General features: G+C 69.1%; 13 protein-coding genes. 4 read left to right on the top strand and 9 right to left on the bottom strand.

The genetic code is table 11. The annotated features are described in order from the left end of the window. Positions 1 to 47: 47 nt before the first annotated feature. The 5 genes from CH341_RS21080 to CH341_RS21060 all read right to left on the bottom strand — a co-directional run bounded on the left by CH341_RS21080 (position 48) and on the right by CH341_RS21060 (position 5,889). The gene (locus CH341_RS21080) at positions 48 to 590 is read right to left on the bottom strand and encodes a sigma-70 family RNA polymerase sigma factor (RefSeq protein WP_170149742.1); all 543 of its coding nucleotides are present in this window, start codon (positions 588 to 590) and stop codon (positions 48 to 50) included. A gap of 174 nt (positions 591 to 764) precedes the next feature. Further along, positions 765 to 2,231 carry an exopolyphosphatase gene (gene ppx / locus CH341_RS21075; RefSeq protein WP_111420949.1) on the bottom strand — a complete coding sequence of 489 codons (1,467 nt, stop codon included), beginning with the start codon at positions 2,229 to 2,231 and terminating at the stop codon, positions 765 to 767. A gap of 55 nt (positions 2,232 to 2,286) precedes the next feature. Further along, positions 2,287 to 4,506, bottom strand: a complete 2,220-nt coding sequence (locus tag CH341_RS21070; protein WP_111420948.1) for an RNA degradosome polyphosphate kinase — start codon at positions 4,504 to 4,506, stop codon at positions 2,287 to 2,289. Between the two features lie 142 nt (positions 4,507 to 4,648). Continuing rightward, entirely contained in the window at positions 4,649 to 5,344 is a 696-nt protein-coding gene (locus tag CH341_RS21065) for a P-loop NTPase family protein (protein ID WP_111420947.1), read from the bottom strand. Then, complete coding sequence (locus CH341_RS21060) at positions 5,344 to 5,889, bottom strand: CDP-alcohol phosphatidyltransferase family protein (protein WP_111420946.1); 546 nt, start codon at positions 5,887 to 5,889, stop codon at positions 5,344 to 5,346. Before CH341_RS21060 ends, CH341_RS21065 begins: the two co-directional genes overlap by 1 nt. Before the next feature lie 171 nt (positions 5,890 to 6,060). Here CH341_RS21060 and purM point away from each other — a divergent pair, with 171 nt between their 5' ends. The 3 genes from purM to CH341_RS21045 all read left to right on the top strand — a co-directional run bounded on the left by purM (position 6,061) and on the right by CH341_RS21045 (position 8,607). Beyond that, entirely contained in the window at positions 6,061 to 7,137 is a 1,077-nt protein-coding gene (purM, locus tag CH341_RS21055) for a phosphoribosylformylglycinamidine cyclo-ligase (protein ID WP_111420945.1), read from the top strand. Positions 7,138 to 7,156: 19 nt separating this feature from the next. Continuing rightward, entirely contained in the window at positions 7,157 to 7,816 is a 660-nt protein-coding gene (gene purN, locus CH341_RS21050; RefSeq protein WP_111420944.1) for a phosphoribosylglycinamide formyltransferase, read from the top strand. Between the two features lie 68 nt (positions 7,817 to 7,884). Beyond that, positions 7,885 to 8,607: a glutathione S-transferase family protein gene (locus CH341_RS21045; RefSeq protein ID WP_111420943.1), complete on the top strand. Its 723-nt coding sequence runs from the start codon at positions 7,885 to 7,887 to the stop codon at positions 8,605 to 8,607. A gap of 43 nt (positions 8,608 to 8,650) precedes the next feature. Here the strand turns inward: CH341_RS21045 and CH341_RS21040 are convergent, their stop codons facing one another. The 4 genes from CH341_RS21040 to ndk all read right to left on the bottom strand — a co-directional run bounded on the left by CH341_RS21040 (position 8,651) and on the right by ndk (position 12,093). Continuing rightward, positions 8,651 to 9,658 carry a Bug family tripartite tricarboxylate transporter substrate binding protein gene (locus CH341_RS21040; RefSeq protein ID WP_111420942.1) on the bottom strand — a complete coding sequence of 336 codons (1,008 nt, stop codon included), beginning with the start codon at positions 9,656 to 9,658 and terminating at the stop codon, positions 8,651 to 8,653. Positions 9,659 to 9,841: 183 nt separating this feature from the next. Continuing rightward, positions 9,842 to 10,045, bottom strand: coding sequence for a cold-shock protein (locus CH341_RS21035; protein ID WP_111420941.1), 204 nt, complete (start codon positions 10,043 to 10,045; stop codon positions 9,842 to 9,844). A gap of 733 nt (positions 10,046 to 10,778) precedes the next feature. Then, the gene (locus CH341_RS21030; protein WP_111420940.1) at positions 10,779 to 11,561 is read right to left on the bottom strand and encodes a TerC family protein; all 783 of its coding nucleotides are present in this window, start codon (positions 11,559 to 11,561) and stop codon (positions 10,779 to 10,781) included. A gap of 109 nt (positions 11,562 to 11,670) precedes the next feature. Continuing rightward, positions 11,671 to 12,093, bottom strand: coding sequence for a nucleoside-diphosphate kinase (gene ndk, locus CH341_RS21025; RefSeq protein ID WP_111420939.1), 423 nt, complete (start codon positions 12,091 to 12,093; stop codon positions 11,671 to 11,673). A gap of 201 nt (positions 12,094 to 12,294) precedes the next feature. Between ndk and CH341_RS21020 the strand changes: the two genes are divergently transcribed. Then, positions 12,295 to 12,474: a hypothetical protein gene (locus CH341_RS21020; RefSeq protein WP_111420938.1), complete on the top strand. Its 180-nt coding sequence runs from the start codon at positions 12,295 to 12,297 to the stop codon at positions 12,472 to 12,474. Positions 12,475 to 12,567: the final 93 nt, after the last annotated feature.

Genomic DNA, 12,567 nt, shown 5'->3' with positions numbered 1-12,567 from the left:
CCGCGCGTCGTCCCCACGACGCTCCGACTTACACCAGCAAGGACGTTTCAGTCCGGCGATTTTTCAGGCCGGCCCGGCAGCAGGCCGGCCCGGAGAAGCTCGTCGCGCACCGCCGTGTAGGCCTCGTGGACGAGCTTGCACACGAGCGACACCGACACGCCGAGCTCAGCCGCGATGTCCGCCATGGTGCGGCCGTCCAGCCGGTGCATCTCGAAGGCGCGCCGCGTGCGCGGCGGCAGCCGTCCGAGCGCCGTCATGGCGGCGGCGAGCGCCTGGCGGTCGGCGACCACGGTCTCGGGCGTCGGCGCGGCGTCGGCCAGCCCGCGGAAGGCCGCGTCGCTGTCCTCGGCCGGACGCATCGCGGCGAGCCGGCGGCGATGATCGAGCGCCAGGTTGCGCGCCGTCTGCACCAGATAGCCGCGCTGATCGTCGACCACGGTGGCGGCGGCGGCGCGCGAGACCTTCAGGAAGGCTTCCTGGACGAGATCCTCGGCGGCATGCGCGTCGCCGATGATGCGGCGGATCAGCCGCTCGAGGCGGCTGCGCTCCGCCGCGAAGACGAGTGCGAGATCGGCGGTCGGCGGCGTCATCGCCTGTCTCATCTACCTGCCACGGCACACCGGACCGCGACGGCCGGCCAGCCGACGTCATCGAGAGCCGATCCCAGTGCACTAGCTTATGGATCATCGCGTTTCAAACGCGATGATTTTGACCATTTCCAAGGTGTGTACGGTTTGCGACGGGGCGACCGCGGTGCCCGACGCTCAGCCGGCGACGACCAGGGGCTCGCGGCCGATCAGGCGGGCGAGCTGGCGCAGGCGATTGCCGACGCGCTCGCCGCCGAGCTCCGCATGGCCCGGCCCGAGCAGAAGCTGAAGCTGCCCGCGACGCACCACCATGGGAGTCGAGGGCAGGATGCCCGGCATGGCGGCGGAGATCAGATAGGCCACCCGCATGGCGCCACCGAGCACCCGCGCCCGGTCGATCATCCGCGCCGTCACCAGCTCGCGCACACCGGGCGACAGCTCGCCATCGAACAGGCCGACATGGCGGAAGTAGACGGCGAGCGCCAGATAGGCACGGCCCGGATGGTCGACGCCGAGGAAGTTGGCGTGCGAGATCACGTTGAGCGACTGCTCGCCGCGATAGTCCGGATGGGCGCGCCAGCCGATGTCGCCGAGCAGGCAGGCGGCGTGGCGCAGCCGCTTCTCGTCGACGGTCTCGTCGATGCCGGTCGAGGCCATGAAGCGGTCCGTCCAGGCGATCAGCTCGAGCCCGTGCGCCGGCGAGCGGGAGCGCAGGACGTTGAGCTCCATGGCCGCTTCGATCAGCGGATCGCGCTTGCGCTCGCGCTCGGCCAGCGCCGAATAGAGGAGCCCTTCGCGCACCCCGGCGGCCGACACCACGATCAGGCGCGGCTTGGCGTAGCGGATGATGTGCTCCAGCACGATCGCCGCATAGGACAGCAGCGGCCGGCGGAACTCGTTGACCGACTCGATCTGCGACAGCGTGTCGGCGTTCACGCGGCGCACCAGGCGTGCGAACTCCAGCGCATCGCGGGCCGGGATCACGTAGTTCTGCATCACGTGCAGCGGATAGCCGGTCTGGCGCATGTGCAGCCGGGTGAGCGCGCGCCACGTCCCGCCGACCGCATAGAAGGACCGGCCCGTGCCGGCCTTCAGGAAACGCACGTCGCGCAGCGCCTGGTCGACGATCTTCTCGGCCTTCTTGAGCGAGCGGGCCGAGAGGTCCTGCAGCGCCAGCCCGCCGAGCGGCAGCGTCGTGCCGCCCTTCAGCCGGGTGCCGCGCACGTCGACCAGCTCGAGCGAGCCGCCGCCGAGGTCGCCGACGATCCCGTCGGGCTTGTAGATTCCCGACACGACGCCGAGCGCCGAATAAGTCGCTTCGCGCTTGCCGGACAGCACGTCGATCTTGGCGCCGCAAATCGTCTCCGCCTGGCGGATGAACTCGGGTCCGTTCTTGGCGTCGCGGCAGGCGGCCGTAGCGATCACCCACAAGCGCTTCACGCCCATGGTCTCGCACAGCATGCGGAACCGCTGCAGCGACTGATAGGCGCGCTCGACCGCGTCGGCGGCGAGCAGGCCCGTCGACAGCACCTCGCGGCCGAGACCGGCCAGGACCTTCTCGTTGAAGATCGGCGTCGGGCTGCGGGTGAGCCCCTCGTAGACCACGAGGCGCACCGAGTTGGAGCCGATGTCGATGACGGCCACGGGCGGCCCGCGATCGAGCCTGCCCTGGGCGGATGGAGCTTTCGGCCCGCTGCGCTTAGGCACGGTCTCCCCGTCGGGTGAAGCTGCGGGGCGAGGAGTCCTTCACGGACTTTCCGCGGCCGGACAGACTGGGATTCGTCATGAAGTACTTGTGCGCGTTGAAGGGCTCTTCGCCGGAGGCGGCCTTGATACGCGTCGAGCTGCCGTCCGGCAAGAGCGTCCAGCTCTGCTCGTTGTCCTTGAGGTTGGCGATCATGATCTGATCGAGCACCTGCTCGTGAACGGTCGGATTGAGGATCGGGCACAGCACCTCGACGCGGCGGTCGAGATTGCGCGGCATCATGTCGGCCGACGAGATGTAGACATGCGCCTTCGGGTTCGGCAGCGCATGGCCGTTGCCGAAGCAGTAGATGCGCCCGTGCTCCAGGAAGCGGCCGATGATCGACTTCACCCGGATGTTGTCGGACAGGCCCGCTACGCCGGGCCGCAGGCAGCAGATGCCGCGCACCACGAGATCGACCGGCACGCCGGCCTGCGAGGCCTCGTAGAGCGCGTCGATGATCCCGGGATCGACGAGCGAGTTCATCTTCATCCAGATCGCCGCCGGCTTGCCGGCCCGCGCATTGGCGGTCTCGGCGCCGATATGCTCGAGCATGCGGGTGCGCAGGTCGAGCGGCGACACCGCGAGGCGCTCGAGCCCGGCGGGCTCGGCATAGCCGGTGATGAAGTTGAACACCCGCGCGACGTCGCGGGCGACCGCCGGATCGGCCGTGAAGTAGGACAGGTCGGTGTAGATGCGCGCCGTCTGCGGATGATAGTTGCCGGTCCCGGTGTGGACATAGGAGGCCGGCGAGCCGTTCTCGCGCCGGATCACCAGCGACAGCTTGGCGTGGGTCTTCAGCTCGATGAAGCCGTAGACCACCTGGGCGCCCGCCCGTTCGAGATCGCGGGCCCAGCGGATGTTCGCCTCCTCGTCGAAGCGCGCCTTGAGCTCGACGACGGCCGTCACCGACTTGCCGGCCTCGGCCGCCTCGGCGAGGGCGCGGACGATCGGGCTGTCCTTCGAGGTGCGATAGAGCGTCTGCTTGATGGCGACCACGTCCGGATCGCGCGCCGCCTGCTCCAGGAACTGCACGACGACGTCGAACGTCTCGTAGGGGTGGTGGACGATCAGGTCCTTCTGCCGGATCGCGGCGAAGCAGTCGCCGGCATGGTCGCGGATGCGCTCGGGAAAGCGCGGATTGTACGGGATGAATTCGAGATCCGGCCGGTCGAGCGCGGTGAGCTGCGACAGCTCGGAGAGCGCCAGCACGCCGTCGATGAGAAAGACCTCGTCGTCGGCGGCGACCGCCAGCGCGCGCTGGACGAAGCGCTGAAGCTCGGGGGGCATCGCGGCGTCGAGCTCCAGCCGGATCACCGAGCCGCGGCGGCGGCGCTTCAGCGCCGTCTCGTAAAGCAGGACGAGATCCTCGGCCTCTTCCTCGATCTCGACTTCCGAATCGCGCAGCACCCGGAAGCAGCCCTGGCCCTTGAGGGCATAGCCGGGAAACAGCCGTGGAATGAACAGGCCGATCACGTTCTCCAGCGTGATGAGCCGGACGCCCGCATCGTCGCCGCCGGCGAGCCGGACGAAGCGCTCGATCTTGGGCGGCACGCGGATCAGCGCGTTCATGGCGCGGCCGTCGCGGCTGCGGGCGAGCTGCAGCGCCAGCGAGAAGCCGAAATTGGGGATGAACGGGAACGGATGCGCCGGGTCGATGGCGAGCGGCGTCAGCACCGGGAAGATGTGCTGGAGGAAATGGTCCTCCAGCCATTGCCGCTCGGCCTTCTTGAGCTCGCTCGCCTCGACGAACACGATCCTCTGGGCGGCGAGCTCCTTCTTCAGATCGCGCCACAGCCGCTGCTGCTCCTCGCCGAGCGCCTTCACGCTCTCGTTGATGCGCCCGAGCTGCTCGCTCGGCGTCAGGCCGTCCGGGCTCTTGGTGGCGATGCCCTCCCGCACCTGCCCCTTCAGGCCGGCGACCCGCACCATGAAGAACTCGTCCAGGTTGTTGGCCGAGATCGACAGGAACCGCACCTTCTCCAGGAGCGGATGGTTCGGGTTGGCCGATTCCTCGAGGACCCGGCGGTTGAACTGAAGCCAGGAGACCTCGCGGTTGATGTAGCGCGTCGGGTCGTGCGGCTTCTTCGGCTTGGGGGGCTTGGGAGCGACCGGAGCTATTCCGGCGGGAGCCACTGTTTCGATTGTCGGATCAATGTCTTGCTGGTCGACCATGCTGTCCCTGCGCGCGCCCTGGAGCAGGCGAAACGGTATCGCCGTGCAGCCTGCCCAGTCTCCCCCGACTATGGGGGTCCCGGCTGCGTAAGGCGAGTCCCCGACAGAACCATGACGGCCGCGTGAAATCGCCGCTGCACGGCTAGTCCGGCTCGTCCTCCCCGGTTCGTCCGAGCAGCGCGGCGGCGAGCGCCCGGGTCACCGGCCGCTTGCGCCGCAGCCCCTCCTGGTCGAGCGCGACGACCACGGCCCGGGCGGCCGCGAAGGACCGCTCGATGTGGCGCTCCAGCCAGGTCAGCAGCGCCTCGTCGACGGCGAGCTGCCGGTCGGCGAACAGCTTCACCAGCACGGCGCGCAGCAGCGCCTCGTCGGGCGCCGCGATCTGGACCACCGGCATGGCGCGCAGCCGCGAATGGAGGTCGGGCAGCCGCAGGGTCCAGGCAGCCGGCGGCGCCAGGGTGGTCAGCAGCAGATGGCTGCCGGCGTCGCGGGCGAGGTTGAGCAGGTGAAACAGCGCGACCTCGTCGACCCCGGGCCGCACGTCCTCGATCACCAGGGCACCGGTCGCCAGCGCCTGCGGGCCGGCCGCCTCGCCCAGCGTCGCGGCGGGGAGGATGCGGGCGCCGCTCCGCTCGGCCCAGATCGCCGCCAGATGGGTCTTGCCGGCGCCTTCCGGCCCGGCCAGCACCAGGGCGCGCGCCGGCCAGTCGGGCCACCGCTCGATGGTGTCGAGCGCCGCCGCGTTCGACGGGCTGCGCAGAAAATCGTCGCGCGAGAGGCTTTCGGCGTGCTCGAGGCCGAGCGCGAGCTGCCCCGGATCGGTGGGGCGGCTCGGCATCAGCCGGGCTCGCTTTCCGCATTCATGTGGCGCACCCATTCGAGGGTGTAGAAGCCGATCGACAGGAGCGTCGTCGCCGCCACCGTGTACATGATGATCGCCTGGAGCGGCTGCGCGTCGAAGTCGAAGCCGAGCGCCGCCAGCACCAGCGAGGCGAACACGATCTGCACCACCGTGTTGAGCTTCGAGATCCACAGCGGCCGCACCTTGATCGGCTTGCCGAGCAGCATGGTCAGCGTCACGGCGCCGATGATCATGATGTCGCGCGACACCACGAGGATCACCAGCCACAGCGGGATCCTGCCGAACCAGCCGAGCCCGACGAAGATCGCGATGATCAGCATCTTGTCGGCGAGCGGATCGAGATGCGCCCCGAAATCCGTGGTCATCCCGAAGCGCTTGGCCAGGAAGCCGTCCACCGCGTCGCTGACGCCGGCCGCGACGAACAGGAGAAACGCCAGCCGCATCTCACCCGCCGCGATCGCCCATACCAGCACGGGCACGAGCAGGATGCGCACGATGGTCACGATATTGGGAAGATTCACGATCGACCCCGGCTCACTCGGACCCGGCCTCCGGTCCGTCACACTGCCAAGCCCCTGGCTTATTGTTCTGGCGGGCCATCGCTTCTTATTGTGATCGGCATCGTTGCGCTAGGCCCGATTCCCACGTACCACCCCGCATCTTCGACGCAACGGGCCTGCGAGGTCGTATCCATGAGCGAGACCACCCGACCGGGCTTGACCTATGCCGACGCCGGGGTCGACATCGACGCGGGAAACCGTCTCGTCGACCTGATCAAGCCGCTGGTACGCGCCACCCGCCGGGCCGGCGCCGATGCCGAGATCGGCGGTTTCGGCGCGGTGTTCGACCTCAAGCCGGCCGGGTTCAAGGATCCGGTGCTGGTCGCCGCGACCGACGGGGTCGGTACCAAGGTGAAGATCGCGATCGAGACCGGCCGCCACGCCACGATCGGCATCGACCTGGTCGCCATGTCGGTCAACGATCTCGTCGTCCAGGGCGCCGAGCCGCTCTTCTTCCTCGACTATTTCGCCTGCGGCCGGCTCGATCCGGAGCGCGCCGCCGTGATCGTCGCAGGGATCGCCGAGGGCTGCCGGCAGGCCGGCTGCGCCCTGATCGGCGGCGAGACGGCCGAGATGCCGGGCGTCTACCAGGGCGACGACTACGACCTCGCGGGCTTCGCGGTCGGCGCGGCCGAGCGCGGCGGGCTGCTGCCGCGCCCGGTGGCGGCCGGCGACGTGCTGCTCGGCCTCGCCTCCTCCGGGGTCCACTCCAACGGCTATTCGCTGGTCCGCCGGATCGTCGCCCGGTCGGGGCTCGACTGGGACGCCCCTGCCCCGTTCGCGCCGGCGCTGTCGCTCGGCGAGGCGCTGCTGGCGCCGACCCGCATCTACGTGGCCGGCTGCCTCCAGGCGATGCGCGAGACCCGCGCCGTGAAGGCCTTCGCCCACATCACCGGCGGCGGCTTCCCGGACAACATTCCGCGGGTCCTCGGCAAGGGATTGGGCGTCCGCGTCGATCTCGATGCGGTGCCGGTGCTCCCGGTGTTCCGCTGGCTCGCCGCGACCGGCGGGGTCGAGATGCTGGAAATGCTGCGCACCTTCAACTGCGGCGTCGGCATGGTGACCGTGACGGCGCCCGAGGAGGCCGACGCGGTCGAGGCGGCGCTGACACGGGCCGGCGAGACGGTCGCCCGCATCGGCGTCGTGACCGAAGCCGACCAGAACGGACCGCGGGTGACCTATACGGGCCGCCTCGCCCTCCATGCCTGATCCCGGGAGCCTGCGAGCGATGGCCACCGGGCGGGCGAAGGTCGCGATCCTGATCTCGGGACGCGGATCCAACATGGCGGCGCTGATCGAGGCGGCCGCGGACCCTGGCTTCCCGGCCGAGATCGCGCTCGTGCTGTCGAACCGGCCCGACGCCGGCGGGCTCGACCGCGCCGCCGCCGCCGGCATTCCGACCAAGGTCGTCGACCACAAGGACTTCGGCAAGGACCGGGAGGGCTTCGAGCGGGCGCTCGACGGCGTGCTGCGCACGCACCACATCGAGATCGTGTGCCTGGCCGGGTTCATGCGGCTGCTGACGCCGTGGTTCGTCGCGAGCTGGGAGGGCCGGATGATCAACGTCCACCCGGCCCTGCTGCCCGCCTTCAAGGGCCTGGACACCCATGCCCGGGCCCTCGCCGCGGGCGTGCGGCTGCACGGCGCCACCGTGCATCTCGTGGTGCCCGAGATGGACTCCGGGCCGATCATCGTGCAGGGCGCCGTGCCGGTCGGCGACGACGACACCGAGGAGGCTCTGGCCGCCCGGGTGCTGGCGGTCGAGCATCGGATCTATCCGCTGGGGCTGCGCTGGCTCGCCGAGGGCCGGATCACGGTCGCGGCCGGCCGCTGCCGGGTCGCCGGAGCGACGGCGCCGGACGACGTGATGATCGCGCCGCGGCTCTGACCGGCGCCGTCATGCTGCTGCCATGCAGCCCCGGATGATGCCCGCGATCGAGTCATGTCGAGGAGCCCATGATCACGCTGTACGGATTTGGTCCCGCCTTCGGGCTTCCCGACCCGAGCCCGTTCGTCACCAAGGCCGAGCTGCTGTTGAAGATGGCGCAGGTGCCCTACCGCACCGCGCCCGGCAACCTGCGCAAGGCGCCGAAAGGCAAGCTCCCCTACATCGACGACGACGGCGCCGTGATCGCCGATTCCACCTTCATCCGCTGGCATCTCGAGAAGAAGTACGGCCTCGCCCTCGACAGCGCCCTTTCGGACGAGCAGCGCGCCGTCGCCTGGGCGTTCGAGAAGATGATCGAGGAGCATCTCTACTGGGCCTTCGTCCAGGCCCGCTGGATCGACGACGACAACTTCGACCGTGGTCCCCGCCAGTTCTTCGCCACCGTGCCGGCCCCGTTGCGCCCCGCGATCATCGCCATGGTCCGCCGCGGCGTGCGGCGCGACCTCCACGCCCAGGGCCTGTCGCGCCATTCGCCCGACGAGCTGCTGCGCCTCGGCACCCGATCGATCGACGCCGTCGCGGACTATCTCGGGGCGAAGCCGTTCTTCATGGGATCGGAGCCGACCGCCGTCGACGCCACCGTGTTCGCCTTCATGGCCGGCGCGCTGTGCCCGCAATTCGTCACGCCGCTGCGCACCGCGGCGGAGCGGCGCGAGAATCTGCGCGCCTATGTCGGCCGCATGGCGGCGCGCTGGTTCCCGGACTATCCGGAGCTGGCCGGCACGACCTGATCGATGCCGATCGGCATGATCGCCACCGCTGTCCTATCGTCGCCTACTGGCTCGCGATCCGGTGCGCCTTGATGACCTCCGCCCACACGGCGGTCTCGCGGCGGATTCGCGCGGCGAACACGTCCGGTCCCTCGAGCGTCACGGTGAGGCCCTGGGCGGCGAGCTTGTCGGCGAGGTCCGGCATGCGCAGCACGTCGCCCGTGACGGCGGCGATGGCGTCGCGGGTCTCGGCCGGGATCGCCTTGGGGGCGAGCATGCCGTACCACGAGGTCACGTCGATTCCGTCGACGCCGGCTTCGGCCAGCGTCGGCACCTCGGGGACCAGCGGGCTGCGGCTCGCCGTGGTCATCGCCAGCGGAACGATGCTGTTCGCCCGGATCGCCGGCAGCGCCGCCGTCAGGTTCGTCGCGACCAGCCCGATGTGATTGCCGATCACGTCGGTGAGCGCCTGCGACGAGCCGCGATACGGCACATGGGCGAGCGCGACGCCGGCCTTGTCGTTGAACAGCTCCATGGCGAGATGGAGCTGGCTGCCGACGCCCGGCGAGCCGTAGCTGATCCGCTCGGCCTTGGCCTTGGCGATCAGCTCCGCGATGGTCCTCACGCCGAGACCCGGCGCGGCCACGATGATGTTCGGTGCGCTCGCCAACAGCGTGACGGGCGCGAAGTCCTGCTCGACGTGGAACGGCAGGTTGGCCATCAGGGTCGGGTTGATGGTCAGGTTGCCGGCCGGAATCAGCAGGAGCGTCCCGCCGTCGGGCGGCGCCTTGCGCACCATGTCGATGCCGATATTGCCGGCGCCGCCGGTGCGGTTCTCCACCAGCGCGACCTGCCCCGAACGGGCCTGGAACGCCTCGGCCAGGAGCCGGCCCAGCACGTCGACCGGGCCGCCGGCGCTGAACGGCACCACCAATGTCATGGAGCGCTGCGGGAAGCCGGGCGGGACCATCGCGGCCGAGGCGATCGGCGCGGTCCATGGCAGCGCTGCGGCGGCAGCGAGCGAGGCGAGGACGGTGCGTCGGGACGGGGCGACGGGGGTGACGGGGGGCATACGACGGTCTCCGATCGGAACGCTGCTCAGCCGGCCGGGCTACGCAGTCACGGAGAGAATAGGCAAGCGACATGCCACCGGACCAGAGCGTCCGCGCCTCGCCGAGGGCGACGTCATAAAAAAACCCCCGGCGAGCCGGGGGCTACGGGACGCACCCGCAAGCCGGACGAGCCGGCCGGTCGCTCACGCGACCTTGAGGTTCTCCGCGGAGGTCTTGCCGCGGTTGGTGACGAGCTCGTACTCGATCACCTGACCTTCATTCAGGGTGCTGAGGCCGGCCCGCTCGACAGCCGAGATGTGGACGAACACGTCCTTGTCGCCGGTCGACGGCCGGATGAACCCATAGCCCTTGGTGGCATTGAACCATTTGACGGTGCCTTTTTGCATCGTCGGTCTCCTGATCAAAGTCTGACGTCGCGATGGCCGCGCGGTGCCCACGACGCATCGCTTGCACCCCGCGTAACAACTGGATTTTGGGTGAGATCCGAAACGTCGGCGTCGTTCAACGCTGCGCGGCCGGAGGGGCCAAAAGCCGATTGTCGCAATCAGATAACGACAGTTCGGCGACAGACGCAAGTTGAAAGCGACGTGGAGTGAGGCGGAAGTACTTCAAAGACGCCTGTGTAGTCTGATCGTTACCAGGACATTCGGCTTGCTGCATTGCACCAAAGTCCCGCCACGATCTCGCGCCAGCGCCGAAGGGCGGGCGTAAAGTCGACTTTACATGCTTACCGACCGGCATATCCGTCACTGCAGAACACCCCGCGAGCCGCACGACTGCAGGATGTCGTACGGCTCGGGATGGTGTTGTGACGCGAAGTTCCAAGCCCCGCAAATGAACAGAACCCGAGCCCATAGTCTTCGCGTGGTTTCTGGGCCGTACGTTGCTTTCTCCGGCCGCCGGACGCGATCGACCTCGGACGAAGCGGAGGTCAGGCCGGGTCACCGGCCGGGGCGACGACCCTTTTCGCGATGGTTTGATCCTGCGACCTGTCTTTTCAATGCGCGGACCGCCGGATCCGCGCCACGGACGCAGAACGGCAGATAAAAAAGCGGCCCCGGAGTCCGGGGCCGCTGTCGCATCGTCAATCGAAGCCCCGGCCGGCGCCGGGGCCGGAGATCACGTCTCGTGCTTGGCGACCGGGGCGGCTGCGGCCCGGGCCTGCTTGGAGCGCCGCCACAGCCCGCCGACCACCAGCACCAGCACGGCGAACAGCGCCGCCATGGCGAGCTCGACCTGGTGGGCGCCTTCCGGACCGAATCGGGCCTCGAGGAGCGGCAGGACGGCCGGATCGGTGGCCAGCACCTCGCCCGTGATCCAGCCCAGCAGCGCCGCTCCGGCCCAGATCAGGATCGGGAAGCGGTCGAGCAGGCCCATGATCAGCGCGGCGCCCGCGATGATCAGCGGAACGCTCACGGCGAGACCGAAGACGAGCAGCAGCAGGCTGCCACCCGCCGCGGCCGCGATCGCGATGACGTTGTCGAGGCTCATCACGACGTCGGCGACGGCGACCATGCGGACGGCCCGCCACAGGTGGTCGGCCGCCTCCATCTCGCCGTGCGAGTCCTCCGGCACCAGCAGCTTGCAGGCGATGTAGAACAGCGCCAGGCCGCCGGCGATCTTGAGGTACGGCATCGTCATCAGCGATGCGATGATCACCGTGAACAGGATGCGCAGCGCCACCGCGACGCCGGCGCCCAGCACCATGCCCCAGAAGCGCTGCTTGGGCGGCAGGCTGCGACACGCCATGGCAATCACCACGGCGTTGTCGCCCGAGAGCAGGATGTTGATCCAGATGATCTTTCCGACGGCCACCCAGAACGACGGCAGCGCCATTTCGGCGAGGCCGCTCTGCAGGATGGCGCCCCAATAGGCCGGATTGAGATAGTCAGCCGCGATCATGGTCAGCCTCGCTGGCGTCCGGCCCCTCGGCCGGCACGCGCCCCTGCAACAACACCTGAACCGGACACAACCATGGCACGACCTGGCGGCCGGCCGGGCGACGGGAGCGTCAGCCGACGATCTCGTTACCCGCGAAGAACTGGGCGATCTCGATCGCAGCCGTCTCGACCGCGTCGGACCCGTGGACGGAGTTCTCGCCGATCGATGCGGCGTGGGCCTTCCGGATGGTGCCCTCGGCCGCCTTGGACGGATCGGTGGCGCCCATCAGCTCGCGATAGCGCGCGATGGCGTTCTCACCTTCCAGCACCTGGACGACGACCGGACCGGACATCATGAAGTCCACCAGCTCGCCGAAAAACGGCCGCTGGCTGTGCACGGCGTAAAAGGTCTGCGCCTGCTCGCGGGTGATCCGGATCCGCTTCTGGGCAACGATACGGAGACCGGACTGCTCGATCATCGCATTGATCGCGCCCGTGAGATTACGGGCGGTGGCATCCGGCTTGATGATGGAAAAGGTGCGCTCGACGGCCATGTTGACTCCTCTACACCGGCCCAGCGTGCCCCGGCACTATCCCGCATCGGGAGCCAGCGACAACCGACGGCCTCGCAGAGCAGCTATAATCGGACAGACGCCGCAGAGGAACACCCTGTCCAAGGGAAAATTTCTTTGCCCTCGATCGGTTACATTGCGTTTCTACCTTAGGGCGCCAATGCCCTGAGGGAGGACGTCGCGATGCGTGTCTTGTTTGCGTTTTGCCTGGGATTCGCCGTCGCCGTGGGAGGGGCCTTCCTGCGCGACAGCACGGCCGCACCGCCGGCCCGGCCGTTCGTCAACTGGGACGTGGTCAAGGAATCGACCGACACCGCGATGACGCAGGTGCGCGAGCAATGGAATCGGCTGACCCAGCGCTGAGTCCGCGCCAGCCGCTCCGCGCATCTCGCGTCATCTCAAGCTGTTGGCCGAGGCCGGCCTGGTCGAGCGGTTCCGCGAGGGCTCCTGGGCCTT

The organism is Rhodoplanes roseus (assembly GCF_003258865.1).
Lineage (GTDB): Bacteria > Pseudomonadota > Alphaproteobacteria > Rhizobiales > Xanthobacteraceae > Rhodoplanes > Rhodoplanes roseus.
This window is presented reverse-complemented; position numbering and strand designations above follow the sequence as displayed.

Bases quoted from the DNA above. Each gene is read 5' to 3' on its own strand.
- CH341_RS21080 (WP_170149742.1), bottom strand. From the start codon at position 590: ATGACGCCGCCGACCGCCGATCTCGCACTCGTCTTCGCGGCGGAGCGC.
- CH341_RS21070 (WP_111420948.1), bottom strand. From the start codon at position 4,506: ATGGTCGACCAGCAAGACATTGATCCGACAATCGAAACAGTGGCTCCC.
- CH341_RS21065 (WP_111420947.1), bottom strand. From the start codon at position 5,344: ATGCCGAGCCGCCCCACCGATCCGGGGCAGCTCGCGCTCGGCCTCGAG.
- purM (WP_111420945.1), top strand. From the start codon at position 6,061: ATGAGCGAGACCACCCGACCGGGCTTGACCTATGCCGACGCCGGGGTC.
- purN (WP_111420944.1), top strand. From the start codon at position 7,157: ATGGCCACCGGGCGGGCGAAGGTCGCGATCCTGATCTCGGGACGCGGA.
- CH341_RS21045 (WP_111420943.1), top strand. From the start codon at position 7,885: ATGATCACGCTGTACGGATTTGGTCCCGCCTTCGGGCTTCCCGACCCG.
- CH341_RS21040 (WP_111420942.1), bottom strand. From the start codon at position 9,658: ATGCCCCCCGTCACCCCCGTCGCCCCGTCCCGACGCACCGTCCTCGCC.
- CH341_RS21035 (WP_111420941.1), bottom strand. From the start codon at position 10,045: ATGCAAAAAGGCACCGTCAAATGGTTCAATGCCACCAAGGGCTATGGG.
- CH341_RS21030 (WP_111420940.1), bottom strand. From the start codon at position 11,561: ATGATCGCGGCTGACTATCTCAATCCGGCCTATTGGGGCGCCATCCTG.
- ndk (WP_111420939.1), bottom strand. From the start codon at position 12,093: ATGGCCGTCGAGCGCACCTTTTCCATCATCAAGCCGGATGCCACCGCC.
- CH341_RS21020 (WP_111420938.1), top strand. From the start codon at position 12,295: ATGCGTGTCTTGTTTGCGTTTTGCCTGGGATTCGCCGTCGCCGTGGGA.